This is a genomic window from Candidatus Uabimicrobium helgolandensis, assembly GCF_041508025.1.
Taxonomy (GTDB): domain Bacteria; phylum Planctomycetota; class Uabimicrobiia; order Uabimicrobiales; family Uabimicrobiaceae; genus Uabimicrobium; species Uabimicrobium helgolandensis.
On record NZ_CP165719.1, the window covers coordinates 7902204 to 7927194 of the forward strand.

Sequence of the window (24991 nt, forward strand, 5' to 3'; positions counted from 1 at the left end):
ATTCGGAGAATACTATGTCTGGAATTTTAGCGATTACAGAAGTAAAAGAAAGCTCTTTTCGAAAAGCAAGTTTCGAAGTAGTTAGTGAAGCTGTACGTTGCGCACAGAAATTAGGCACAGAAGCTACGGCTGTTGTTATTGGTTCTAATGTAGAATCTATTGCCAATGACCTAGGAAAATATGGCGTAAAAAACATTGTTGTTGTTGATGATTCTAAACTAGAAAATGCATATACACAACCCCTAGCTGAAGCAATAGAACAGATTATCAAAGCAAAAGGTAGTGATTATATCTTTTTTCCAGCAACACTACAAGGAAAGGCCTTATCTGCCATTACAGCAGCACGTTTTCAAAGAGCTGCTGTCAGTGACTGTACAGAAACACTGTGTGATAATGGCGAATTATCTTTAAAAAGACCTGTGTATGCTGGAAAAGCAATTGAAACAGTAAAGCCTGTTCAAAAACCTGCTTTTGTTTCTTTGCGTCCAAATGTATTTCCAGCAGAAGAAACAACTGTTGAAGCACAAGTTGAAAAAATGGATGTAACTTTTTCCGAAAAAGCCTTTCAGATTAAAATTGTGAATGTGGAAAAAGCAGAAGAACAAAAACTAGATTTAACAGAAGCATCAGTTATTGTCTCTGGAGGGCGAGGAATGAAAGGGCCTGAGCACTTTCATCTTATCGAAGAACTTGCAAGCACACTAGGAGGTGTAAACGGTGCATCGCGCGCTGTTGTTGATGCTGGCTGGAGACCTCACAAAGAGCAAGTAGGGCAAACAGGAAAGACTGTATCACCACAGTTATATGTAGCATGTGGTATATCAGGAGCTATTCAACACCTAGCTGGTATGAGAACTTCCAAGGTAATTGTTGCTATAAACAAAGACAAAGAAGCTCCTATTTTCCAAGTAGCAGACTACGGAATTGTTGGAGATGTTTTTGAAGTCCTTCCTGTTATGATCGAAGAAGGTAAAAAACTCAATTAATGACCTATAAAATAGGCATTTCAAGATGTTCTACCGTTTTTTATCGCATGTTAAGTGAGTCGCAAAAATTTTGCGACTCACTACTTTAGAGCGCGTCCCATTCATATTTCTATAATTCAATACTTTTAAACATTAGCTTTGTTACTTTTCAAGTACACACAATACCATTCATTTTCGAAATGTTTGCTACTGTTTAACATAACTCGTATTTTACAAAAATATAAACAGGAATATGCCCTAAGTAAAAATTTTATAGATTGTTTGTAATGACAACAGATTTAAAACTCTTACAAAAACAACTAACAAGTATTTATCATACCTGGACAGTTACCCAAAATAACCATAACACAGTCATTGATTTTTTAGCAATGAAGTTACCACATATTTCTTATAAAAGTTGGTCTAAACGTATAGAAATAGGTGGCTTATATGTAAATGGTGTACGTATCAATAATGATATAAAAATTTCCTATCCTTCGCGCATAGAATATTTCGAACCCAAATTCGATGTTTATCACCTTGAAAATTTTTTCCCTACTTTCAAGAATGACTATATAGTATATGAAGACGAAGATCTTCTTGCTTTCTACAAGCCAGCAAAACTCCCTTCCGTACGCAGCCGAGATCAAAAATATTTTTCTGCTAAAACAATGCTAGAAAATTATGCGCAGCAATCTTTACATTTACCTTCAAGGTTAGACAATTCTGCTCAGGGAATTATGTTGGTAAGCAAATCTGCACGTATGAACCGTTCTTTACAACAAGCTTTTGAAAGTAGAAAGCCGCAGAAAACATATCAATTACTTGCAACGGGAGCAGTATCATGGCAAAATAAAACAATTGAAAATTATATAGGACGTAATCCTTTACATCCAGTACTACGTAAAGTCGTAGAAAGTGAAGGAAAAAAGGCCTGCACGAAATTTACAAAGTTACGCGATCATCCAATTGAAAAACAAATTTGTACAGCAATACAAGCGCACCCTATTACTGGAAGAACTCACCAACTACGCGTACATTGCGCACATCTAGGTATGCCTATAGTAGGCGATTATTTTTATGGAGGATTACCCTCAGGGGAGTTACATCTTGTTAGTTACCAAATCAAAATTTTTCATGAATTCCAAAAAAAATCACTAACAATTACTGCCCCCAATCATCTACTACCTGAATGGTGTGTTAACTTATAAGCCACCCGTGTCCCATATAACTAGGAGTTATTATGATTAAAGTTGGAGAAACATTACCCGAAGTTACTTTTCAGCAAGTCAATAACGGTAAGATAGAAGATTTAACAACACCACAAATATTTTCAGGAAAAAAAGCTATTATATTTGCTGTTCCTGGTGCTTTTACTCCTACATGTTCACAAAAGCATTTGCCTGGTTTTGTACATTTATACAACAAATTACAAGAAAAAGGTATCGACATTATTGCATGTACTGCAGTAAACGACGCTTATACTATGCAAGCATGGCAAAAAGCACTTGCTGCTGAAAATATTGTAATGCTTGCAGATGGTGGAGCAAATTTTGCAAAGGCATTAGGTGTTGACAAAGATACAGGTATCTTCGGAGGAACTCGTTCAAAAAGATACGCTTTGGTAGTAAACGACACCATTATTGAGCATATTTTTTTAGAACAACCAGGTGAATTCTCGGTGAGTAATGCTGAAGCTATATTAACAATTCTGTAGTCTTTATAGCAAAGAAAGTAACACCTATGCGAACTATCTTAGGTTATATTAGATAGGTTACACTACTTTAACTATCCACATCACGTTTGTTCTTAATTAGTTTTCCTTTTTTCTCTGTGTCCTCTGTATTTAATTTTCAAGGGATAAGACTAATAATTAGGGTATTGATATGAAAATAGTTACATTTATTATTCTATGCATGGCGGTTTCTTGTAGTGGTGTAGATCATCTTCCTTTAGGTGATATATACAAACAAGCAGCAAAAAATGAAGATCGTAATCCTGTAGTTTTATTGCATGGTATTACTGGTGCGCGACTAGTGCAACAAGGAACAGAAAAAATTGTGTGGGGTGCTTTTACAGAAGATGGTATTGACCCTAATTCTAAAGAAGGGTTACGAGCTCTTGCTTTTCCTGTTTGGCAAGTAAATACAAAATCAACACCGCACTCTATAGCTTACTTTAAAGATGATGTCTATGCGAGCGGTCCTTTGGATAAAATAAGTGTGAATTTATTTGGCATTAATCTTTCTGTTGATGTCTATTTATCGATTTTACAAACTTTGGGAGTTGGTGGGTATTTAGATCAAGTTTATCAAGATATAGAGTACGATGAAGATCATTATACGTGTTTTTCTTTTTTTTATGATTGGCGCAAAGATAACATAACCAACGCTATTTTACTTTCAGAATTTTTGGAGAAAACGGCAAAATACGTAACTCAAAAAGATAAAGAACGTGGTTTTAATCGCGGTGAAGTAAAATTTGATATTGTTGCACATTCAATGGGAGGACTTGTTGCTCGCTACTATTTACAGTACGGAGGAGTTGATATCACAGAACAACAGGACAAAAAAATCACTTGGGAGGGGGCAAAACGCGTCTCGCGTTTAATTCAAGTAGGTACGCCAAATACAGGCTCCATAAGTGCTGTAGATGCCTTGTATAATGGTCAAGAGTATTCTTTTGTTCTACCTAAATTCCAAGCTACACTTCTTACTACTTATCCGTCGTTATATCAACTGCTCCCACGACAACATCACAAAGTTTTTATTGACCGTACTGGAAAATCGATTGAATTTGATATGTACGATGCTAGCTTATGGGAAAAAAATAAATGGGGCATGTTTTCTGAAAATCAAAAACAATACTTGAAATTTTTATTTCCTGATGATAAAACGCGCGTACAACTTGCAAAGCACTATATGCAAAGTGCCTTTGACCGTGCTAAACAATTTCATAACGCTCTTGATGCTAAACCTGAAAACGATTGTCCTTCGCAAATTGTTTTATTTGCATCAAAATCAATGTTAACACAAGAAAAAGTATATGTGTATGAAGAAAACGGAAAACTAAAGTTAGACTTTAATTCTGATTTACAAGCGCCAGGAGATGGGGTTGTTACGATTTCAAACGCTCTTGCGGATAATAGACAAGGCACTAAGTGGAAACCTTGGGTTAGAAGCAATATTCAATTTTCAGCAACATATCTTCTAAAAGGAGATCATTTATCCATGACAACAACTCAATCATTTCGTAATAACATACTGCATTTACTTTTAGAAACACCACCATTAAAGTAGTTTGATAACTTTGTAAAAAGTAGTAACATTAAACCTAAGTTATTAGTATTGGGTGGATTAAAATGTAACCTTGTACATTTCAAATGTAATTTCATTACTTAAGAAGCTGCTGGATATTTTTTGTGAAATTAGAAATAGAGAATGGTTTAAGCATAAAGCATATGTTTTCATAAGAATTTTTTTGTATAAAATCATTTGCTTTTCCACTCATAATAAGTATAGGAAAAGAAGGGAATTTTTCTTTGATTTGACAGATAATCTCCTGCCCTGAGATGGAGCGCAAGTTAAAATCAAGCGCAAGCAAATCATACTTCCCTTCTTTAAAATGAGAAAGTCCTTTATGTTCATCAGAACAAGCTGTAACGAAGTATCCTTTTTTTTCTAGTACTCTTTTTAAGAGCTTAATTAAATTTAATTGGTCTTCAATAATTAGTATTTTTTTCATCAGTATGTTCCTTCCAAAACAATAGACTTGCATTTTACCACATTAAGTTTATCGTTTAAAGACATCGTCATCAATTATAAAATATACCTTATTGATATTGATTTCACCAACAATTGAAATAATGTTTTGAAATTGACTTGTTTATAACAGCACCGTACAATTAAAATGGGTGTAACCAGTGCGCATGTCCCACCCAGCAATATATTTAGCGCAGTACGATGTGGGGGACAGGCCCTAAATAAATCCTTAGGAAATTTTGCGATTTTTTTTTGCACAAAACTTGATTAACTAGGCAGTAAAGGAAATAAATTATGTCGATATTTAGGTATTTATTTGGACTTTTTCGTTGTCATGGTACTGCAAATCAAAAAGCTTTAAGTATAGCAATTGGAACAATTATAGGACTCGTTTACAGTGCAGGTGTAACATGGCTACTATTCTTACCATTGCTGTTAATCTTTCGTTTTTCAATACCTTTTGTGTTGTGTAGTACTCTAATTTTTTGGGGAATAAGTGAGATATGGTTACTTGAGCTTTCTCATCAAGTAGGTTTTTACTTTCTTGGCGGAAATAGTTCGTGGAGTTTTTTTTGGGAAGAACTCACACATACCCCTATTCTTTCATTTTTCGAACTCAACCGCTATAGTGCTTTTGGAGCTTGGATGATTGCAGGAGTGACTGCATTTTTTTTATACATTGTTACCTATTTAATAGCGGTAAAATTAACAGGTTCCTCTCTGGCTAACTCTTTGCATTACAGTAAAATGGCAACAAAAATTCGTAGTACATTGTGGAAAGATAATGAAGTAAAAGGAAATAAAATACTTCGTTCGCACTTGACCATATATCTTTTAATTTTATCTGTATTAATGCTCGCTTTTGTCTCTTTGTGTAGCGGTATTGTTACCAAATGGTACATTGAAAAATATGTAAATCCTGAGTTAGGACTACATATAGAAATAGAAAATGCTTCGTTGGATGTGTGGAACAGAAAAATTTTAATTAGTCAAATGGAAATAAAAAACCCTAAAAGTAACACTATACTATTAACTAGTGACTTTTTGAACATTGATTTTTCTTTGACGTCTATCTTTAACAAACAACTCAAAATAAACAATGCTAATTTGAGCGGAACAAAACTTTATTTAGTAAAAAAAGATGGTAAGCTAAATCTTTCGCAGCTAAACATGTTTTCTGACACCACTCCCGAAAAAAATGATTGGGTCAGAGCATTTCATAAACTACTGCGCGCAACGAACAATACAGAAGTCACTCAGAAACAAAAACGTATTAAAATGGTAGAGGATTACATTTTTCTTCATTCACCAAAGAAACCTCTAGCTGTACAAACGTTACTTAATGAAACAGACACAAACAAGTTGTCAAAACTTGATGATTTGCAAGAAAATGAAATGATTTTTCAATCAGCTTCAGCAAATTATATTAAGAAAAAGTCTGTTTACTTTATCGACCAAATTGAATGTTCAAAACTAAAGATTTATTTTCAAGATCAAGATAAAAGTGTCGAACAAATATTGGAGCTACAGTTTGCTGTTCGCAATTTAAGCTCATCAGCAATACCTCTTTCTCCTGTTGAAATTGAAATACTTGCTACAGACATACCAGCGGCAAACTATAGATTTTTGCACGAATCTAGTAGCGACATATGGTTTACTGCCGGTAGCATACTCGTTTCTTTTAAAGGAAAATATGACCAAGGTCTGCTAAGTGGCAATGGAGAAGTACTTTTTGAAAATGCCAAGTTACAATCTTCTGATGAAGCACAGGTTTTCTCAATGAATGCTAGAGAATTCTTATGGGGACTAAACAAAACTGATTGTTTTTCTACTCCTTTCACTTTAAACGGTAGTTTATCTGAATTGAACTTTGAAGTACCAAAAGAACCACTCATGACTGTTTCAAAAACAACAAATTCCAATGTAGAAAAAAACTAAATTTTATCTGTAAAGTAATAGATAATTTGCATTTAGTGAAATATATGTAATAATATATTGTATAAAATTTCGCTATACTCTTAAAAATAGAAAGGCGGGTTGTATGAGAACGATTACATCTCTATTAATTGTTTTACTTCTCAGCACCAGTGCCTATTGCTTGGATGTTGATGATGTGATTAGTTTAGCGAACGCAAACGTTGGCGATGATATTATTGTTAGCGTAATTGCTGTTTCTGACGAACCAATTGTCTTAAGCACAAATGACATTATCAAATTAAAAAAAGCAGGTGTTAGTGACAAAGTAATTAAGACTCTAGTCGATAGAGCAAAAAGAATTACAAAAAATAAGCAAAGACCTCAAAAGAAAACGGCTAAAAAAGTTGTAAAAAAACAACGTGAAGAAGTAGCTATCCAAGAAAGACGCGATGATAGAAGAGAACAAACACGCGAAAATGAGCGCGAAGATGAGCGCGAATTAAAGCCTTTTGATCAATTCTTTCTTTCTACATACTACAGCCATCAGTACGGATTCCCGGAAAAAGATTACAATAGTCCATCTGATATCTTGAACAGAGGTCTTTACTACAACAGCGGATACAAAAACTATCCAAACGCTCGTCGTGTACGAGTGTACGGTCAAGGATTTTCTGGCAATCGCTTTGGTTTTAACGCTTCGCCATATTCAATAATTGTTCCGCGACGAAATCGCCATTTCAAAAATTATCGTTACCGTGGTAGTCGAGGTTCAAACTATTATCGTCGGCATTTCAATAACAGAGGTTGTTATAAAAGATAACCTGTGTATGTAACGATAAAAAATATAGAAAATAAGACAATTGTGTGGTATAAGATTTGCTAATCTTTATCACACAATTTTTTTTTAGACACACTGTTTTAGGAATGAAACATGAATAGTAATGATCTACGATCTGGAATGACCATCCTGATGAATAACGTTGTACACGAAGTTGTAGAATCTCAACATCACAAACCAGGAAAAGGTCCTGCTTTTGTACGTACAAAGTTGAAAAATTTAAATACCGGTAGTATTTTTGACCATACTTTCCGCGCTAAAGAATCATTGACACAAGCAATTGTCGAAAAGAAACAAATGCAGTACCTTTATCGTGACAAAAATTTATTTTACTTTATGGACCCTGATTCTTATGAGCAAATGCCGATACCGGAAGAAAAAGTTAAAGGGTATTTGAAATTTTTAAAGGAAAACGATAGTATTTCTTTTAAAATTTATGAAGGTGAAGTATTGCAGACAGCAATGCCTGATTTTGTAAATTTAGTAATAACAGAGTCATTACCTGGTGCCAAAGGTGATACTGCACAAGGAGCTACAAAGCCAGCTGTTTTAGAAACAGGACTTGAAGTGCAAGTACCTCTTTTTATTAAAGAGGGCGAAACAATAAAAGTCGATACGCGAAATGGCAAGTACGTAGAACGTGTCAATAAAAAGTAAGGTAGTCCCTACAAGTAATAGTAGGTTCACACTTCACTGCCATTAAGTTAAGAGAAATTTCTTTGCGGTATAAGGGAGCCCATGCTATTTGTAAATCACTATATACAAGGTTTCAAAAAGTGTGTTGTTGTCGCGAAAGCAATAATTTTGACATAATTTATTCAAAATTTATATACCTGGGTCCCTGTTTTCGCAAAGGACAAGGGTAATATGCGACTGTAATCCTTACAGTATAGGAGATTATTCTTTGTTAATCCTTCTAGAGCCTTTATTTTTCGAACTTAATGGCAGTGACGCTCGCTTTTATTATTTACGAACAGCGTGCGATATTAAACATTTTACGATATTCAATGTAGGTAAACGGTAGCCTTAGGCGTAAATGAATAATCGAAATCATTTTTGATAGCATACAACTTCTAATAGAAAAGTTTTCTGACCTATTCGCAGCCACAATCATCGCCATATTATTAAACCACGGCTACCAAACACGTTTAACGATATTCTAAATTGTAATTTTCAACTTATAAGAGATACGGTGACTACATGCAAACAAATAAACCAAATTTCACTTTGATTCACGACATTGTTTCTTTGGCTGTTTCTAGACCAGTTGCCGTTACTATGGTTGTGATTGCAGTTGCTCTTTTTGGATTCGTTTCTTATCAAAGATTACCAGTCAATTTAATGCCAGAAATTTCATACCCAACATTGACTATTCGTACAGAGTATCCAGGTAGCGCACCCGAAGAAGTGGAAAAAAACGTTACAGAAAAAATAGAAGAGGCTCTTGCAGCAATTAGCAATTTAGTGGCATATAGTTCTACATCTCGCTCCGAAATTTCTGATGTAATTCTCGAATTTGCCTGGAACACTAATATGGCTGTGATTATCCAAGAAGTTAGAGAAAAATTAGATCGCGTTGGGCTTCCAGCAGAGGCCAAAAGACCCCTTATTTTGCGCTACGATCCTTCGCTAGATCCTATTATGCGAATCGGTATTTACGGTGATGCCTCGTTATTTGCCTTACGTGATATCAGTGAACTAGAGATAAAAAGAGCACTAGAAACAATACCAGGTGTTGCATCTGTCAAAGTTAAGGGAGGATTAGAAGAAGAAGTACGCATTGATTTAGAAGAAACCAAGTTATCAGCATTTGGTGTCCCTATTAGCCGCGTTGTACAACGTATTCGCGAAGAAAATCTAAATACACCATGTGGCTCCATTCGCGAAGGCGAAAGAACATACCTTGTGCGCACAAAAAATGAATTCAAAACATTAAAAGAAATGAGCAACCTCCCAATAGTCAACAAAGAAGGTGTTAACATTTCCCTAAAAGAACTTGGACGTGTTCACAGAACAAATCGCGAGCGAGAAATTATTACTCGTATCGGTAAAAATCCTTCGGTTGAAATTGAAATATTCAAAGAGGCTGATGCGAATATCGTCACTGTAGCACGTGCTATAAAATTCAAATTGTTTGGTGGCGAAAAACAAGGTATTCGTAAAAAGCAAAAACAAAAACAAACAACATTTTCACAAAGAAGAGGCAAGCCTACTCGCGGAGGCGGGCGCAGACAAAGAGGTAATAAAAACAGAGGTAAAGATAAGAACAAAAAAGACAAAGAAGGTAAAGACAAAGAAGGTAAAGATAAAGAAGGTAAAGACAAAGAAGGTAAAGACAAAGAAAACAAAGAAAGCAAAGACAAAAAACAAGGTAGAGGTTCTAGAGGTTTTGGGCGTACCCAATCGACAGTCACCTGGGTAGTTGCAGAACTTCCCAAAGGAGTTAAATTACAAATCTTATCAGATCAATCAGAGTTTATTCGTCATGCCATAGATGAAGTTATCAATACTTGTATTACAGGTGGAATTCTGGCAATTATCGTTCTGTTTTTGTTTTTAAGACGCCCTGGAAGTACCTTTATTATTGCTATCACTATTCCTATTTGCGTAATCGCGACCTTTGCACCACTACATTTATCAAAAACTTCTTTAAACATTATGTCCCTTGGCGGCTTAGCACTCGGAATAGGAATGCTTGTTGACAATGCGATTGTGGTGCTGGAATCCATTGTTCGCCACCGAAATGCAGGAAAAAGCCCCAAGGAAAGCGCGGTAATTGGTACATCGGAAGTGGGAGGAGCAATCACTGCATCAACGTTAACAACTATTGCAGTATTTTTTCCTATTTTATATATCGAAGGTATTGCTGGACAAATATTTCAAGACCAAGCATTAACAGTTGTTTTCTCTCTTATCGCTTCGCTAGTTATGGCTATCATTGTTATTCCTGTTTTAGCATCGCGTAATTTTAGTAGTAACCTGATAGAAAATAAATGGCAATGGAGCGACTACTTAAAATTCCCAACAATAAAATATCTACAAGAGACCTGGCGCCTAGCGCCATGGTACAAAAAAATATTTATGTTGTTGAAAAGTTGCGTTTTGTTACCAACTGAACTTGCCACTAAAATATGTATCCTTTTTACACATTTATGCTTACTAACTTTATACTGTGTTGCCATTTGTGTAGCTATGATTTTCAAAATTGTCATGTGGCCTTTAACTGCCATTTCTAGTATTTTTAGCGCAAGCACCGGCCTTTACGGACGCGTTTTACGCTTTGCTATTTTCCGGCCCCTGATTATTGCTTTCATATGTATTATTCTTATATGTGGAGCTGTTTTTTGCCTAAAAAATTATGTAGGAGCTGAACTTGTTCCAGAACTACACCAAGGCGAGTTTAGTGTTCATATCTCTTTACCTGTTGGATCACCTTTACGTAAGAGCAATGAGGTTCTACAAAAATACGAACAATTTCTACAAAAACAACCTCAAATCAAACAAGTTTTTAGTCGTATTGGCGCTGAAAAAACGGCAACAAGCACGGATGATGAGGGAGAACATACAGGTGTTGTAACGTGCTTATTAGATACAACACAAGTACCTCCTTTAGAAGAAGACAATTATTTAAATAGTTTGCGCCAAAAAATACCCCGCGACCCTGAAATTAAATCTATACGGTTTTCGCGACCAAGTTTATTTTCTTTTAAGACACCTATTGAAATTGAAATTTACGGATTCGATTTACAAAAGCTAAAGAAGATAGGTGAAGAAGCTGCTACAAACATGCAGTCAATAAAAGCATTGTACGACGTTAAAGTTTCCGTTGAACGAGGTAACCCAGAATTACATATTTTCTATAATCGCGATTATTTATTTAAAAATAACCTAACTCTTTCTGATGTCGCAAACCTAATACGTAATAAAATTCAAGGGGAAGATGTCGGTAAATTTAGAGTAAAAGAAAAAGAGATACCTATCATTGTCAGTCTACGTAGTAAAGATCGTAGTCATATGAGATCTTTAAATAATATGACGGTGAATAGCGATGAAAATCGTACATACTTGCGCGAAGTAAGTAATATAAAAGAAGGAACTGGTCCATCAGAAATACGCCACATACAACAACAACGCGTTATTTTACTCACCGCAAATATCTATGGCATGGATTTGCAGGGAGCGGCAACGCAAATTGATGAAATATTAGGTTCTATGCAGTGGCCTGATGGATATAAATTTCACATCGGCGGCCAAAGCAAGGAACAAGAAGTAGCGACACGCAGTATGCAGTTTGCTCTTTTGTTAGCGGCATTTCTTGTTTATGCAATTATGGCAAGCCAGTTTGAATCTTTATTTCAACCACTAATGATTATGTTTACTTTACCGCTGGCATTCATTGGAGTTATTTTTGCTCTGGTACTACTTGATATTCCGATATCGATAATTGTTCTTATTGGAGTTATCATCCTTTGTGGTATTGTTGTAAACAATGCTATTGTAATGATCGATTTCATTAATCAGTTACGCGACCAAGGGCTTGAAATTGCTGAAGCAGCGGTACAAGGGGCACAAACGCGTTTACGTCCTATTTTGATGACAACACTGACGACACTACTGGGGTTATTACCTATGACTGGAATATTTACGGCAAGCGGCGGACAAGGGGTTGAGATTCGCAGCCCACTCGCAATTACTGTGGTGAGCGGACTTATCTCCTCTACACTATTAACTCTTGTTATTATTCCAGTTGTGTATACTTGGGGAGAAAAATTACGGCAGAAAGTTAAAAAATGAAAGACGAGTGGTTTATTCGTAGTAAACTAGACGGTAATACTTTTGGACCATATACAGCGAATCTTTTAGAAACATACATCAAAGATGGCCGCGTAGGAGGAAACTATGTTTTATCATCTGATAAAACAAATTGGACCGATATCGAATCATGGTCCCCTCCTAAAATGATGGGAAAATACGAAATCCTAAGTGAGCTAGGTCGCGGAGGTATGGGAGCTGTTTATCTTGCTTATGATTCCAATTTACAAAGAAAATGTGCTATCAAAGTAATTCTCAGTAAAGATGACAAAGAAGCGATAAAACGTTTTCAATTAGAAGCAAAAGCTGTAGCACAAATTGATCATTTGAATATAATTAAAATTCATGACATACAAGAACAGCCACACCATTTTTTTGTAATGGATTATGTAGAAGGTATACCCCTAAATCAATATACTATAAATTTACCTATCAAGAAAAAAATAGAGCTATTTGCCAAAATATGTGACGCCATAGTCTATGCACATAAAAAAAACATTTTACACCGCGATTTAAAACCAGCTAACATCTTAGTACGTAAAGATGGCGAACCAGTTATTGTTGATTTTGGTCTAGCTAAAAACTCTAAGCAAGAGAACGACCTAACAAAAACAGGTGAAATTTTTGGTACATTAAAATACATGGCTCCTGAGATAACAAGAGGAAAGCGCGGAACTCATCAAGTAGATGTTTATGCTTTGGGTGTGATACTCTACGAAATGCTAACAGGGCGTGTTCCTTTTGATGGCGAAAATCACATGGAATTACTCTATCAGCTAACCTTAAAGGAACCAATACCACCTTCAACACTCAATACTTCAATTCCAAAAGAAGGGGACCTTGAAACCATTTGTTTGAAGGCATTAGAAAAATTACCTAAGCATAGAATTTCATCTGCAAAGTTTTTATACAAGGAAATCCAAAGTTATATCGCAGGAGACTCTATACGCTTAAAACCACCAAGTTCAACTCAAAAATTGATGAAATGGCTAAAAGACAATGCTATATGGCTCACTCCATTATCTTTTTGTCTTGCGGCCATCTTTTCTTATTCATGGAATAGTTATCAATTACAAATAAAAGTACAAGATAATTATTCGCTAACTAAGAATGAATTGTTGAAGAGCCAAGAAGACGTTTTTAATGGCTACAATGGTTTAAGAGAAGCAAATAAAAAATCAATAGACGATTACTTACGTTCAAAAAGTGACGAGCAATTTTTTCATTTAACTGTTACTCAAAAACTTAAAGATCTTTGGAATAAAATAGAAGCAGAAGAGCTTTTGTATAAAACTTATCAAGAACTACAAAAGGCAAAACAATCTCTTTCGAAAAATAGTAACGATGAGAAGACACTATTAGATAAAGCTGATAAATTACTTAATAACGAAAAAGAATGGCTTCGTAGTAAGAAATATGAGAAACACAAAAAAGAAAATATCCGTTATTACCGCCGTTTAGATAATCATTTACGCTTCTCAGTATTACCTAATTTTCCTGAAAAAAAATCCTACGAATTTGAAAATAAACCACTGAGTGTCTGCGTTTCTCCAATCAACAATTACATTCTACAAAAGAACCAACAAGGATCTTGGTTATTGTGGAAAAGAGATAAAGAAAAAGGATTTTTGAAAAAAACAGAGTCTACTCTAATAGGACTTCCCAAAAGTATAGAAAAAGCAAAATGTATTTTTTCTCCCGATGAAAAGCTAATTTTCATCGAAGAGCAAGGACATTTATTTTTTGTTGAAGTAGCAACAAAGCGCGTGCTTACGTCATTTCAAGGTTATTTAACATACATTTCTTTCGATGCGAATAATAATTATGTATGTTTTCTTTCATATAGAAATAGTAAACGTTTAATTTGTATATATAGTCGTAAACAAAATAAAATCATACAAAAAATACCTAGTAATTATTTATTCTTCACAGGTTTTTGTAAAAACACTCTTGTTGTTGTTCACAAAAAAACTATTTCAATTTACAATCTAAGAACAAGAAAACTAAGGCACATAAACCTCGATCTTGCAAGCATCCGTTCTAGAGTTACTCTTGACAAGAAAAACCAACAATTGTTTTTGTTATCGCGTTTAGCACTGTCTTCTTTTGATATTACAAAAGACACATTAAGGACTTTCCCTTATGAGTTTACTGGTTTAGAAACTCCATTTGATAAAAAAAGTTTTATGGTCATTGGTCAATCACAGTTAGCCTTATTACGAAATTCAGGAGAAGTTGTCATTTCGTATTACAACTTGTTTTCAGCAAATAAGAGCACTCAAATAACAAATCGTAGGTTACTACGACGCAATAATGACAGTGTTTACAAAATAGATTTTGCCCCTCACTATTTTTTAGGTATTTTCAAAGAAAACAGCATCGATTTAGTGAATACAATTAATGGTGAAAAAATTATAACTATCGATAAAGCACAAAACTTATCACAGACTAACAAACTCGCTATTTCTAATGGTCAATTAACATCTTTACCAAATGGTCTTTTAGTTTCTTTAATAACAAAAAAAGGCTATGAAGAATATTTTTTCTCTTTTGAAAAATATTCCGTCAATAAGGATACACAAAGAATAATTCAACATCTTATGGGAATTTATAAAACAGTCGCAGAAATTGCGAGAGGTACTCTTGTCGCAAAAGATATTGTTGTTTATACAAGCATGATTGCTTTTTTGGTATGGAAAAATAAAGAATTTAAAGGATATAGCAAAATCTTAAAATCACCGTATAGTTTTGATTTAAGTCATTCAGGTAATTATTTAGCTATTAACTATGGTTTAAATGAAATACAATTATACAAAACAGACGAATTCGATAAGCCTTTCAACTCTGATATTTTAGGTTTCGAAGGACGACGTTATCTAAAAAAAATGGGCAGTCGCAATGAAATTACCTGTTCTCTCTTTTCTAAAGATGACAAGAACATATTCTTAGCACAGCCAGACTTACAACTATTTAGCTATAACATCACCTCAAAAAAAATAACTAATGTCAGCTCTTTCACCACCAACAAAAGCCTAAAACTTTTCGACATGATTCAGTTAAAAGATAAACATATTATTTTAGGTTTTAGAGATTTAAATAGTAAAGATGGAGGCTTTGCTATTTATTCTCCTCGTGGGAAAGTAACTGAATATTTCAAAGAAGGTTATCGAGTATGTGCTCTTACTCATCGCGAAGCTAGATTTGCTGTAGCTTTAGAAAATGGCGACATCAACATATACGAAAATCCTAAAAATCCTGAAAAAAAAATACACATCAGAGTATCAGGAATACCCCAAAAACTTTCTTTTTCCCCCGACGGAAAGTACATTGCTGTTTTTACAGCAGGAGAAATATATGTTTGTGATATTTCTATTTACGATGAAAATAAGCCAAACGACATATTCCGTATATACAAAGGACATTTTAAAAATCGCATAGGTACTTTTAGTGATGATTGGAAAAAAGCATACTTCACAAATAGTTCTGGAGATGTTTTAGTTTTTGATCAAGCGTTTTTTACAAACAAAGATGCGTATTTACAACGGCTAGAAAAAATCAATATGTTTAACACAAATGAACTTAATGAATACCGCCAAGAAATCGAAAATTATTTAAACAAGTGATGACTCGAAGCTTTGCTTTTTTAACTATTTTCTTTCACAAATTTCGCTAGGAGAAAGTTAAGAAATGGAAGATATGTGGTTTGTTCGTGGTAAATTAGATGGTAATATTTTCGGGCCCTATACGACAAAAAAAATAGAAATGTATATCAAAAACGGTCGTATGGGAAAAGACTTTGCTTTGTCAAAAGATAAAACAAACTGGATCGACGCCGAATCATGGACTCCAAAGATGATAGGAAAGTACGAAGTTCTTCGTGAATTAGGCCGCGGAGGAATGGGCGCTGTATACCTTGTTTATGATTCTGATTTACAAAGAAAATGCGCTCTTAAACTAATCCTTAACAAGGACAATAAAGAAGCGATAAAACGTTTTCAAGTAGAAGCAAAAGCTGTTGCCCAAATTCAGCACCCTAATATAATTAGAATATATGATATATATGAAGAGCCGTATCATTTTTTTGTAATGGATTACGTAGAAGGTGTGTCTCTAAGCCAGTACATCACGGATTTGTCTATCGAGAAAAAAGTAGAGTTGTTTGCAAAAATATGTGCAGCGATGGTTTATGCACATGGAGAAAACATCTTACACCGCGATTTAAAACCAGAAAATATTCTGGTGCGCAAAAATGGTGAACCAGTTATCGTTGACTTTGGTCTAGCTAAAAACATAGAGCAAGAAAATGGATTGACAAAAACAGGCGAAATCTTTGGTACACTAACATACATGGCTCCTGAAATAGCAAAAGGTAAAGGTGGCAATCACCGAGCAGATATTTATGCTTTGGGAGTTATACTATACGAAATGTTAACAGGACGCGTACCTTTTGATGGTGAAAACCAAGTAGAACTACTTTATCAATTAACTTTGTCCGAACCTATACCACCTTCAAGGCTCAATGTTTCTATTCCCAAGGAAGGCGACCTTGAAACTATTTGCTTGAAAGCACTAGAAAAAACCCCTGAACGTAGAATTTCTTCTACTGAATTTCTGTACAAGGAAATTCAATCTTATCTTGACAAAGAGCCTATAAGACTAAAACCACCAGGTTTCATTCACAAACTTGTGAAAAATATATTTAAAAATGCCATAATAATTCTTTCTGGTATAACAATAATTTTTGGTTGTATAAGTTTAGCTATTTTTTATCAGAAAGAAAAAACAAGAAAAACAAAAGAACTATTAGAAGCCCTAGTAACGAGTTTTGATGGGCATATTCAAGTGATAAAAGCAAATAAAAAAACAATCGACGATTACTTGCTTTCCAAGAGCGATGAACAATTCTTTCATTTATCTGTTATTGAAAAATTTAAAGATCTACATAAGAAAATAAAGGCTGAGAGAATTTTATATATTACATATGACAATATACAAAAGACAAAACATGACTTAGAAAAGAATCACAGTGGTGATGCAACTGAAGTATTACAATTAGCAGACAACGCTCTTAGTAAAGAAGAAAAATGGCTTCCTAAGTATTACAAAAAACACAAAAAAGAAAACGCACGTTACTATCGCCGTTTAGATAACCATTTACGATTTTCAGTTTTGCCTAATTTTCCTGAAAAAAAATCTCATGTTTTTGAGACAGAACCCCTAAGTATTTGTGTTTCTCCTAAGAGTAATTACATTCTACAGAAAATACAAGAAGATTGGTTGCTGTGGAAAAAACACGAAAAAGAAGGGTTTTCCCAAAAATCAGTATCTACCTTGGTAGGGCTTCCCAAAAATTTAAAAAAATCAAAGTGTATTTTTTCCCCTGATGAAAATTTGATAATTATTGAGGACCAAGGATATTTACACTTTGTTGAGGTAGCCAAAAAACGTAAATTTATTTCGTTTGAAGGTTATCTCAACAATATTTCTTTTGATTCGCAAGGTCAGTATATTTGTTTTTCTTCAAGTAAAAACAATGAATTTGTCTGTATATATAGCCATAAAGATAAAAAAATCATACAAAAAATTCCTATTCGCGGTTTATTTTTTACTGACTTTTGTAAAGAAAACCTTGTTATTGTTTATAACAGCACAATTTCAACTTATAACATCAGAAAAAAAGAATTACAACACAAAGTGGTTAAACTTGTAAACGACCGTACAAAAATAACGATGAATAAAGCAGAACAACAATTGTTCTTACTCTCACGACTAACACTCTCTGTTTTTGATATTAGAAAAAACACCATCAAAACATTCCCCTACGAATTTTCAAATTTAACAGCTTCCTCTAACAAAAAAAACTTTATAGCAATAGGTCAATCACAATTAGCTTTGCTAAGAGATACAGGAGAAGTTATTATTTCGTACTACGACTTATTTTCTACCAAAGAATACGCCCAAATAACCAATCGTAAGTTATCACGAACTAACGACAATAATATTTACAAATTAGACTTTGCTCCTCACTATTTTTTAGGAATATTTAAGGAGAGTAGTGTCGACCTAGTCAGCTCTATCAATGGCCAAAAAATTATCACCATAGATAGAGCGCAGAATGTCACACAAACGAACGGCACTGTAAATTACAATAGTCAATTGGTACCTTTGACCAATGGTCTCTTGGTGTCTTTGCTAACAAAGAAAAACTATGAGGAATATTTTTTCCCTTTTGAAAAGTATTCAACAAATGACAATACCAAAAAAACTATTCAACGCCTTACAGTTGTGTATAAAACGAGCAGAGAAATCGGAAGAAGCTTACTTTTGGGAAAAGATTTTGTTATTTATACAAGCAAGGTTGGCTTTTTGGGGTGGAAAAATAACAAATTCTTTGAGCCTCGCAGCGTTTTTGGAGCCAAACGTTTCAAACTAAGCAATTCTGGAAATTATTTAGCCGCTATCCATCGTTCAGGTGGTATAAAGCTATATGAGACAGAAAAATTTACCGAGTTAAGTTTTGATATTTTAGGTCCGCAAAGTAGACAAATTATAAAAAAGTTTGGAAACGAAAAGACTCAATGTATTCTTTTTTCTAAAGATGACAAAAACATATTTTTGGCAAAATCTAGTTTAGAGCTATTTACTTATAATATTACTACCAAAAAAGTAAGCAAGATCAGTTCTTTGAGAACAGATAAAACCTTAGAACTTGTAGACATGATACAACTAGAAGATAATCATCTTGTTGTGGGTTTTAGAGAAACAAACAATAAAAACGGTGGTTTTGCTATTTATCCTCCAAATGGAAAGATTAACACATATTATAAAGAAAGTTACCAACCACAAGCTCTTGCTTATTATGGAACAAGGTTCGCTATAGCTTTAAAAAATGGCGACATCAATATATACGAAGATCCTAAAAAACCTAAAAAAATAATGAGCCTTCGAACACCAGGGATACCTCAAAAGCTTTATTTTTCTCCTAACGGAGAATATATCGCGGTTTTTACAGTAGGAGAAATATATATCTTTGATATTTCTATTTACAAAGAGAATAATAACGATAAATTTCGTATATACAAAGGGTTCTTTAAGAACAAAGTAAGTGTTTTTAGTAAAAATTGGGAAAAAGTATATTTTACTAATAATGCTGGGGATATTTTAATTTTTGATCAGAAATTTTTTATGGATAAAAACGCTTACTCAAAACGACTAAAAAAACTCAGTGCGTTTGGCATTACTAAACTTAATGACACTCGCCAAGAAATCGAGAATTATTTAAGTAAGTGATTAAGACGCGTTTTGTACTTCAATTTTATAAAAAATATAGTATATTATAGATTATGAAGTACCACTGTATTAGGTAGTCTACCAATTACATGGATACAATGGTATTTATAGATTTAATTTAAATAGAACCTAGGGAGGTAATATGTCTCGTTTTTTTATTTTACTTTGTGCAGTATTGTGCATTGCTTCAAGTTTTGTTGCTGCTGATTTGAAAGAACTAGCAAATGCAAATGAATTTGAAAAAGCTATTGCTGAAGCGCAAGTTCCGGTTATTGTACAGTTTTCTGCTTACTGGTGCAATCCTTGCCAAGCGTTAAAAAAGACAATGATTGACGTTAGTGCAAAATACAAAGATGACCAAGTACTTTTTTACTATGTAGATGCTTATGTCAATTCTGAGCTTAAAAAGTATATAAGTGGTGGTTACCCAACAACTAGAGCTTTTACTAAGGGAAAAATGGGCTCTTCTTTTGTTGGCAACAAAAATGCAAACTACATCCAGTCATTCGTAACTGATGTTATTTCACAACGCACAGCGCCAGAAAATAAGTTGATTGAATTGGCAAGCACCCAAGAATTTGAAGAAATGATTTCTTCTAGCAAAACTCCTGTGTTTGTACAATTTTCAGCATATTGGTGTAATCCTTGCCAAAGCTTAAAACAAAAAGTAAAAACTGTAGCACCACAATACAACGCAAACGAAATAAAATTTTGTTATGTTGATGCTTACAAAAACCCAGAGTTAAAGAGTTACTTAGAAGGTGGCTATCCTACAAGTAAAATTTTTACTCAAGGTAAAGCAAATGGAGAATTTATTGTTGGTGATAAATCAGAAGTAGGTCTTAAAAGATTTATTGATAACGCAATAAAGTTAGAAGTATCTGCAGTAAATACAGTAATAGAGTTTAAAACTACCGCTGAATTTGAATTAGCTGTAAAGAGCTCAACAGTACCTTTAATGATTCAGTTTTCAGCATACTGGTGTGGACCATGTAAAAATTTGCGCACCGTTTTAGACAAAGTAGCCCCTCAATATTCAGAAAATAAAATACAAATTTGCTATGTTGATGCATATGTAAATACAGAGTTAAAAAAATATTTAGAAGGTGGTTATCCTACAGTAAAAGTATTTTCAAATGGTAAAATGACAAAATCTTTTTTTGTAGGTAGCAAAAACGAAAATTTTGTAAAAAACTTTATTGATGGTATTATCAAAGATACTACAAAGTAATGATGAAAAGTCTCAGATATTGTATATTTGAGGCTTTTATCTATTATTCCTAAACCCCAGCAAGGATAGCCTAATGTCAAAAAAAAAATGCTTTATCTCTTCTTGTTTTTTCTACTTACGACTTTAGGTGGAATTAGTTACTACTTTTACACTCTTACCAATAATCAAGAGTTTCTACAATCGAAATTTCACCAAACTATTAAAAATTTTTTCCCAGGAACATCTCAATTCTTTGACACTCCTAAAAATATCACATTTGATCTTAGCCAAAAATTACTAGTTCTCAAAGATGTACATATTCGCGATTCTGACAATGAAACGTTACTTAACATTAGTATTTTAAAAATAAAATTCTCTAGTTTAATTAAACAAAGTATTGCAAATGTAACCATAATAAAACCACAGATATTCATAAAAAAATATAAGTCAAAATATAATTTTTCACATTTTTTTATAAATCCTCCTACTCCAAACCAAACACCGAAGAAAGACACCAAGTTGCCTCCTATTATTATAAAGGATGGAGAAATTTCTTATAGAAATCATCTGTTACTCCAAGAAAAAATTAACTTCTCTGGGATTGATTTTTCTGGATCCCTACAGAAAAACCAATATGATTTTTCACTCAATGGTACTTGTAATTTACTCGAAACACCTTTAATTTTTAATGGAAAATACACAGAGGATGATTTTTTTATAAAAAGTGATGACTTGAAGTTGGACTTTTCTTCTTTAGATAAAGTTCTAATAGCGTGGCCCAAAGAATTAGAAGCCAAGGGACAAGTAACAGCTAAAAATATTCTCTTCACTAAAAAAAATGGTCTAAAAACTGACGTTAATATCAATTGTAAGTCAGTTTACTTTCGAAAAGGTGTTTATAAATCTTACCCAATTACAAATCTTAAAGTGAGTTCACCTTTCTCCAAAGATGGCTTTACCGATATAAACTTTTATTGTGATTTTATGCAAGAGAGTGTAATTTCGAAAGGTGGAAAATGGGGAAAAGATCACGGGTACTTATCTCTAATGACTAAGAATATTGTCGTTAATAACAAATGGCTAGATAAACATAGAGCCTTACATCCTTTAGTTGAAAAAATTGCCAGTATTGGAAAAATTGATACTAGATTAAAGAGTAGCTTTATCTTAACCAAATTACCAGAAAGTCAATTAAACTGGAAATTGTTATGCGATATCAACCAAGGAACATTTATTTATGAGAATAAACAACCCCTTGCCGTTGAAAATATTGATTTGCAAGTTGAAGTAAACAAAGAGGCTATAAATCTGCTTAAAGGAAATTGGGATTTTTGCGATGGAGAATTCAATATAGATCCTAGAGGAAAATTTTTTTGGCATGAAGAACGATTTTCCAATGTAAACATTGAATTCAAAGATATAAATTTAACGCGCAAAGTTTGGGATGCAATGCCTTTGGGAGATCAAATTTGGAAATTTTCTCAAGCAGAGGGAAATATTAGTGGGCGTATAACATTTCCCAAAAAATGGAACGAAAGCATTTCTCAGAATTTAAATTTCCCTGTGCATTATATACCAAGAATTGATGTCTACGTTAAAGATGTTCGCGCTGTTCCTTGGGAAGCTCCTGTCCCTGTAGATAATATAAACGGACACATCTTTTTTGAAAATGGCATACTTTATTTAAATGATTTAACTTGTAAAAGTCAAGGACACAAAGGTGATGGAAAAATCACGGGAAAAATATGGCTTGCAGTAAAACCAGAACCGTGTTTTTCTCTTCAAATTAAATGCCGTCAATGTGAAGTGCATCCAGGCATTTATCGATCATTTTTAGGAAAACGCAGGGATTGGCACGAAGTTATTTGTGAAGTATGGGAACAGATTGATCCCAAGGGTGGTACAATTGACATTGACATTACTGTTGACAAGAAAATCGGATCTGGAACAGAAGATGCTGATGTGCATGTGCGTATCGAAAGTTTTGATGCAGCGATTGCTTACAAAAATTTTTATTATCCTGTAAAGGATGTTAATGGAGTCGTGATTATCGATATCGAGCAAGAAAACATAAAGGTCGATATTCAAAATTTTACAGCTCGCAACGTTGAAGGAACTTTTAAAATAGACGGAGTACTAGTTCCTCAAAAAGTCAATGGTAAAACGGAAATAGGTTTAGATTTAAAAGTCTTAGGCAACAATGCTCTTCTAAATGAAGACCTGCGAGATGCTCTCGATGAAAAAAGTAAGAAAATCTGGCGACAATTATCTCCCGAAGGGCACATAGATGCGATTGTAGAAGTTCATAAATCTCCGTACCAAGAAAAAGTAGACTGGGAAGCAAATATTGACCTTAATCAAGTAAGAATTCTTCACGAAAATTTTTGTTATCCAGTAGAAGAGATTATGGGCACAATTAAAATTATCCCAAATAAATTTTATTTGAAAAATGCTCGTGGATTAAGTGTTAATGATACACGTGTTACCGTTGATGGAATAGTCGAAAATGAGATGTATCAGTTTAAAATATCGATCGATGATTATCCCATAGAAAAAAAGGTTTTTGACTATATACCTCAAGGTAAAAATATTCGCGATTTATTTCAAGTGAAAGGAAAAATAGATTTAGATATAAGTTTAGAGGGACAAAAAGAAAAACTAGACTGGGAAGCAAAAGTTGTTCTTGATCATATGTCGGGGCATTATCAAAAGTTCCCCTATCATTTTGATGATGTTTACGGCTCTATTCTCATTAACTCTGGTGGTATCAAAATAGACAATTGTTATTTACGCCGTAAAGAAATGACAACAAGATTACAAGGATATGTTAAACAAAATGATTATCAACTATCAATGAGTGGTAACCATTTAATTGTAGATAAAGATTTATACCAATGTTATCCTGAAGAAGTGAAAAGCGCTTTGTCTGATTTTGCAATGAAGGGCATTGTAGATTTTCAACTGATCATCCGCCCTGGTGAAACTCCATTTCACTTAATTGTTTTTCCTAAAAATTTAGACTTTATCTATAGAGATTTTCCATATCATTTGAAAGATTTACATTCAAAATCCAATGCTCCCATTGAAGTCGACACTAACACTATAAAAATAAATAATTTGGTATCAAAAACACCACATGGAGACATTAATATTAATGGTGTTGTTGATATTTTAAAAGACAATAAAACAATAGTAGATATAAAATGCCATGCTGAGAATTTACAAATAGATAAATTACTATATCGTGCTTTAAAACCTTATATCAAAGAATTCTTAGATAGCTTCAAACCAAAGGGAGTTATAAAAAATATCGATTTTAACATTTTTTACAAAGAAGAAAATAAGCAACCGTACCTTCGTTACCAGGCAGATAATATTCTTCTTCAAAGTGTTATGGACTCTTCATCTTTCTTACGTAAATTATCTGGCGACTTTTCTTGCTCAGGTTTTACTTTTGAAGGTAAAAACACCATGGAAGGAAAATATAAGAATGGAGATTTGCAGTTAGACTCTATCCATTTAAAAGACTTAAATGGTGATATTAAGTTTTTTAATCAATATCTTTCATTAAAGCCAAAAGCAAAAATGTATGATGGGAATATACATGGCGAATTATTAATGGACACGAGCAGTTATGGAGGATACAAGGGATCTTTCGCAATTGATAAAGTTCGTTTAGCTCCATTAGTTAGCGACATAAAAAAAGAAAAAAAAGTAGATGTTTCTGGACTTTTATCTGGTTTCTTTAAATTTGAAGGAACTAATTACAATTCAGAAGAACTTACAGGCAGTGGCAAGATTGATGTTAAAAACGGTAATTTATGGGAATTCCCTATTTTTCTAGCGATATTCGATTTATTTGCTTTACCCTCAAAACCTAGTTTTAGAGAGGGAAGTATGAAATTTTCTTTCTCGCCCAAGGCAATACAAATTTTGTCTTTGCAACTTAGTTCTTCTTTACTATCTATCTCTGGAAATGGTAGTATAAAAAACGATCGTTGTAATATACGATTACGTACAAATTTAGCCCCCAAAATAATACCGAGAATTCCTATAGTCACAGATATGATCGATTATATTAAGGATGGCGTAATGGGCCTGTCGCTAACTGGTACAGTGCAAAATCCAAGTGTTTCTTTTCTACATTGGAAAGAGTTTCAAAAAATTATTAGTGGTTCAAAAGATAAGTGAGTAAACG

General features: G+C 33.7%; 13 protein-coding genes. 12 read left to right on the plus strand and 1 reads right to left on the minus strand.

The features are described 5' to 3' along the window. Positions 1-14 precede the first annotated feature (14 nt). The 4 genes from UABHE_RS29150 to UABHE_RS29165 all read left to right on the plus strand — a co-directional run bounded on the left by UABHE_RS29150 (position 15) and on the right by UABHE_RS29165 (position 4264). Positions 15-986 (plus strand): electron transfer flavoprotein subunit alpha/FixB family protein, encoded by a 972-nt coding sequence (locus UABHE_RS29150; RefSeq protein WP_372366879.1) that lies wholly within the window; start codon positions 15-17, stop codon positions 984-986. A gap of 266 nt (positions 987-1252) precedes the next feature. After that, positions 1253-2176 carry an RluA family pseudouridine synthase gene (locus tag UABHE_RS29155; RefSeq protein WP_372366880.1) on the plus strand — a complete coding sequence of 308 codons (924 nt, stop codon included), beginning with the start codon at positions 1253-1255 and terminating at the stop codon, positions 2174-2176. Positions 2177-2208: 32 nt separating this feature from the next. Further along, on the plus strand, positions 2209-2682 hold the full coding sequence (locus UABHE_RS29160) for a peroxiredoxin (RefSeq protein WP_372366881.1): 474 nt from the start codon (positions 2209-2211) through the stop codon (positions 2680-2682). A gap of 169 nt (positions 2683-2851) precedes the next feature. After that, positions 2852-4264, plus strand: a complete 1413-nt coding sequence (locus UABHE_RS29165) for an esterase/lipase family protein (protein WP_372366882.1) — start codon at positions 2852-2854, stop codon at positions 4262-4264. 94 nt (positions 4265-4358) lie between these two features. Here the strand turns inward: UABHE_RS29165 and UABHE_RS29170 are convergent, their stop codons facing one another. After that, entirely contained in the window at positions 4359-4709 is a 351-nt protein-coding gene (locus UABHE_RS29170; protein WP_372366883.1) for a response regulator, read from the minus strand. Positions 4710-5020: 311 nt separating this feature from the next. Between UABHE_RS29170 and UABHE_RS29175 the strand changes: the two genes are divergently transcribed. The 8 genes from UABHE_RS29175 to UABHE_RS29210 all read left to right on the plus strand — a co-directional run bounded on the left by UABHE_RS29175 (position 5021) and on the right by UABHE_RS29210 (position 24984). Next, positions 5021-6664 carry a hypothetical protein gene (locus UABHE_RS29175; RefSeq protein WP_372366884.1) on the plus strand — a complete coding sequence of 548 codons (1644 nt, stop codon included), beginning with the start codon at positions 5021-5023 and terminating at the stop codon, positions 6662-6664. Between the two features lie 103 nt (positions 6665-6767). Next, entirely contained in the window at positions 6768-7463 is a 696-nt protein-coding gene (locus UABHE_RS29180; protein ID WP_372366885.1) for a hypothetical protein, read from the plus strand. Between the two features lie 111 nt (positions 7464-7574). Further along, complete coding sequence (gene efp, locus UABHE_RS29185; RefSeq protein ID WP_372366886.1) at positions 7575-8138, plus strand: elongation factor P; 564 nt, start codon at positions 7575-7577, stop codon at positions 8136-8138. A gap of 543 nt (positions 8139-8681) precedes the next feature. Further along, a complete protein-coding gene (locus tag UABHE_RS29190) occupies positions 8682-12275 on the plus strand; it encodes an efflux RND transporter permease subunit (RefSeq protein ID WP_372366887.1) in 3594 nt (1197 codons plus the stop codon). Continuing rightward, positions 12272-15916: a protein kinase gene (locus tag UABHE_RS29195; RefSeq protein WP_372366888.1), complete on the plus strand. Its 3645-nt coding sequence runs from the start codon at positions 12272-12274 to the stop codon at positions 15914-15916. The genes UABHE_RS29190 and UABHE_RS29195 overlap by 4 nt, the downstream gene beginning before the upstream one ends. A gap of 64 nt (positions 15917-15980) precedes the next feature. Continuing rightward, positions 15981-19583, plus strand: a complete 3603-nt coding sequence (locus tag UABHE_RS29200) for a serine/threonine protein kinase (protein ID WP_372366889.1) — start codon at positions 15981-15983, stop codon at positions 19581-19583. Positions 19584-19725: 142 nt separating this feature from the next. Further along, positions 19726-20814 (plus strand): thioredoxin family protein, encoded by a 1089-nt coding sequence (locus tag UABHE_RS29205; RefSeq protein WP_372366890.1) that lies wholly within the window; start codon positions 19726-19728, stop codon positions 20812-20814. Positions 20815-20901: 87 nt separating this feature from the next. Beyond that, on the plus strand, positions 20902-24984 hold the full coding sequence (locus UABHE_RS29210; protein WP_372366892.1) for a hypothetical protein: 4083 nt from the start codon (positions 20902-20904) through the stop codon (positions 24982-24984). The last annotated feature ends 7 nt before the right edge of the window (positions 24985-24991 follow it).

Bases quoted from the DNA above. Each gene is read 5' to 3' on its own strand.
- UABHE_RS29150 (WP_372366879.1), top strand. From the start codon at position 15: ATGTCTGGAATTTTAGCGATTACAGAAGTAAAAGAAAGCTCTTTTCGA.
- UABHE_RS29155 (WP_372366880.1), top strand. From the start codon at position 1,253: ATGACAACAGATTTAAAACTCTTACAAAAACAACTAACAAGTATTTAT.
- UABHE_RS29160 (WP_372366881.1), top strand. From the start codon at position 2,209: ATGATTAAAGTTGGAGAAACATTACCCGAAGTTACTTTTCAGCAAGTC.
- UABHE_RS29165 (WP_372366882.1), top strand. From the start codon at position 2,852: ATGAAAATAGTTACATTTATTATTCTATGCATGGCGGTTTCTTGTAGT.
- UABHE_RS29170 (WP_372366883.1), bottom strand. From the start codon at position 4,709: ATGAAAAAAATACTAATTATTGAAGACCAATTAAATTTAATTAAGCTC.
- UABHE_RS29175 (WP_372366884.1), top strand. From the start codon at position 5,021: ATGTCGATATTTAGGTATTTATTTGGACTTTTTCGTTGTCATGGTACT.
- UABHE_RS29180 (WP_372366885.1), top strand. From the start codon at position 6,768: ATGAGAACGATTACATCTCTATTAATTGTTTTACTTCTCAGCACCAGT.
- efp (WP_372366886.1), top strand. From the start codon at position 7,575: ATGAATAGTAATGATCTACGATCTGGAATGACCATCCTGATGAATAAC.
- UABHE_RS29190 (WP_372366887.1), top strand. From the start codon at position 8,682: ATGCAAACAAATAAACCAAATTTCACTTTGATTCACGACATTGTTTCT.
- UABHE_RS29195 (WP_372366888.1), top strand. From the start codon at position 12,272: ATGAAAGACGAGTGGTTTATTCGTAGTAAACTAGACGGTAATACTTTT.
- UABHE_RS29200 (WP_372366889.1), top strand. From the start codon at position 15,981: ATGGAAGATATGTGGTTTGTTCGTGGTAAATTAGATGGTAATATTTTC.
- UABHE_RS29205 (WP_372366890.1), top strand. From the start codon at position 19,726: ATGTCTCGTTTTTTTATTTTACTTTGTGCAGTATTGTGCATTGCTTCA.
- UABHE_RS29210 (WP_372366892.1), top strand. From the start codon at position 20,902: ATGCTTTATCTCTTCTTGTTTTTTCTACTTACGACTTTAGGTGGAATT.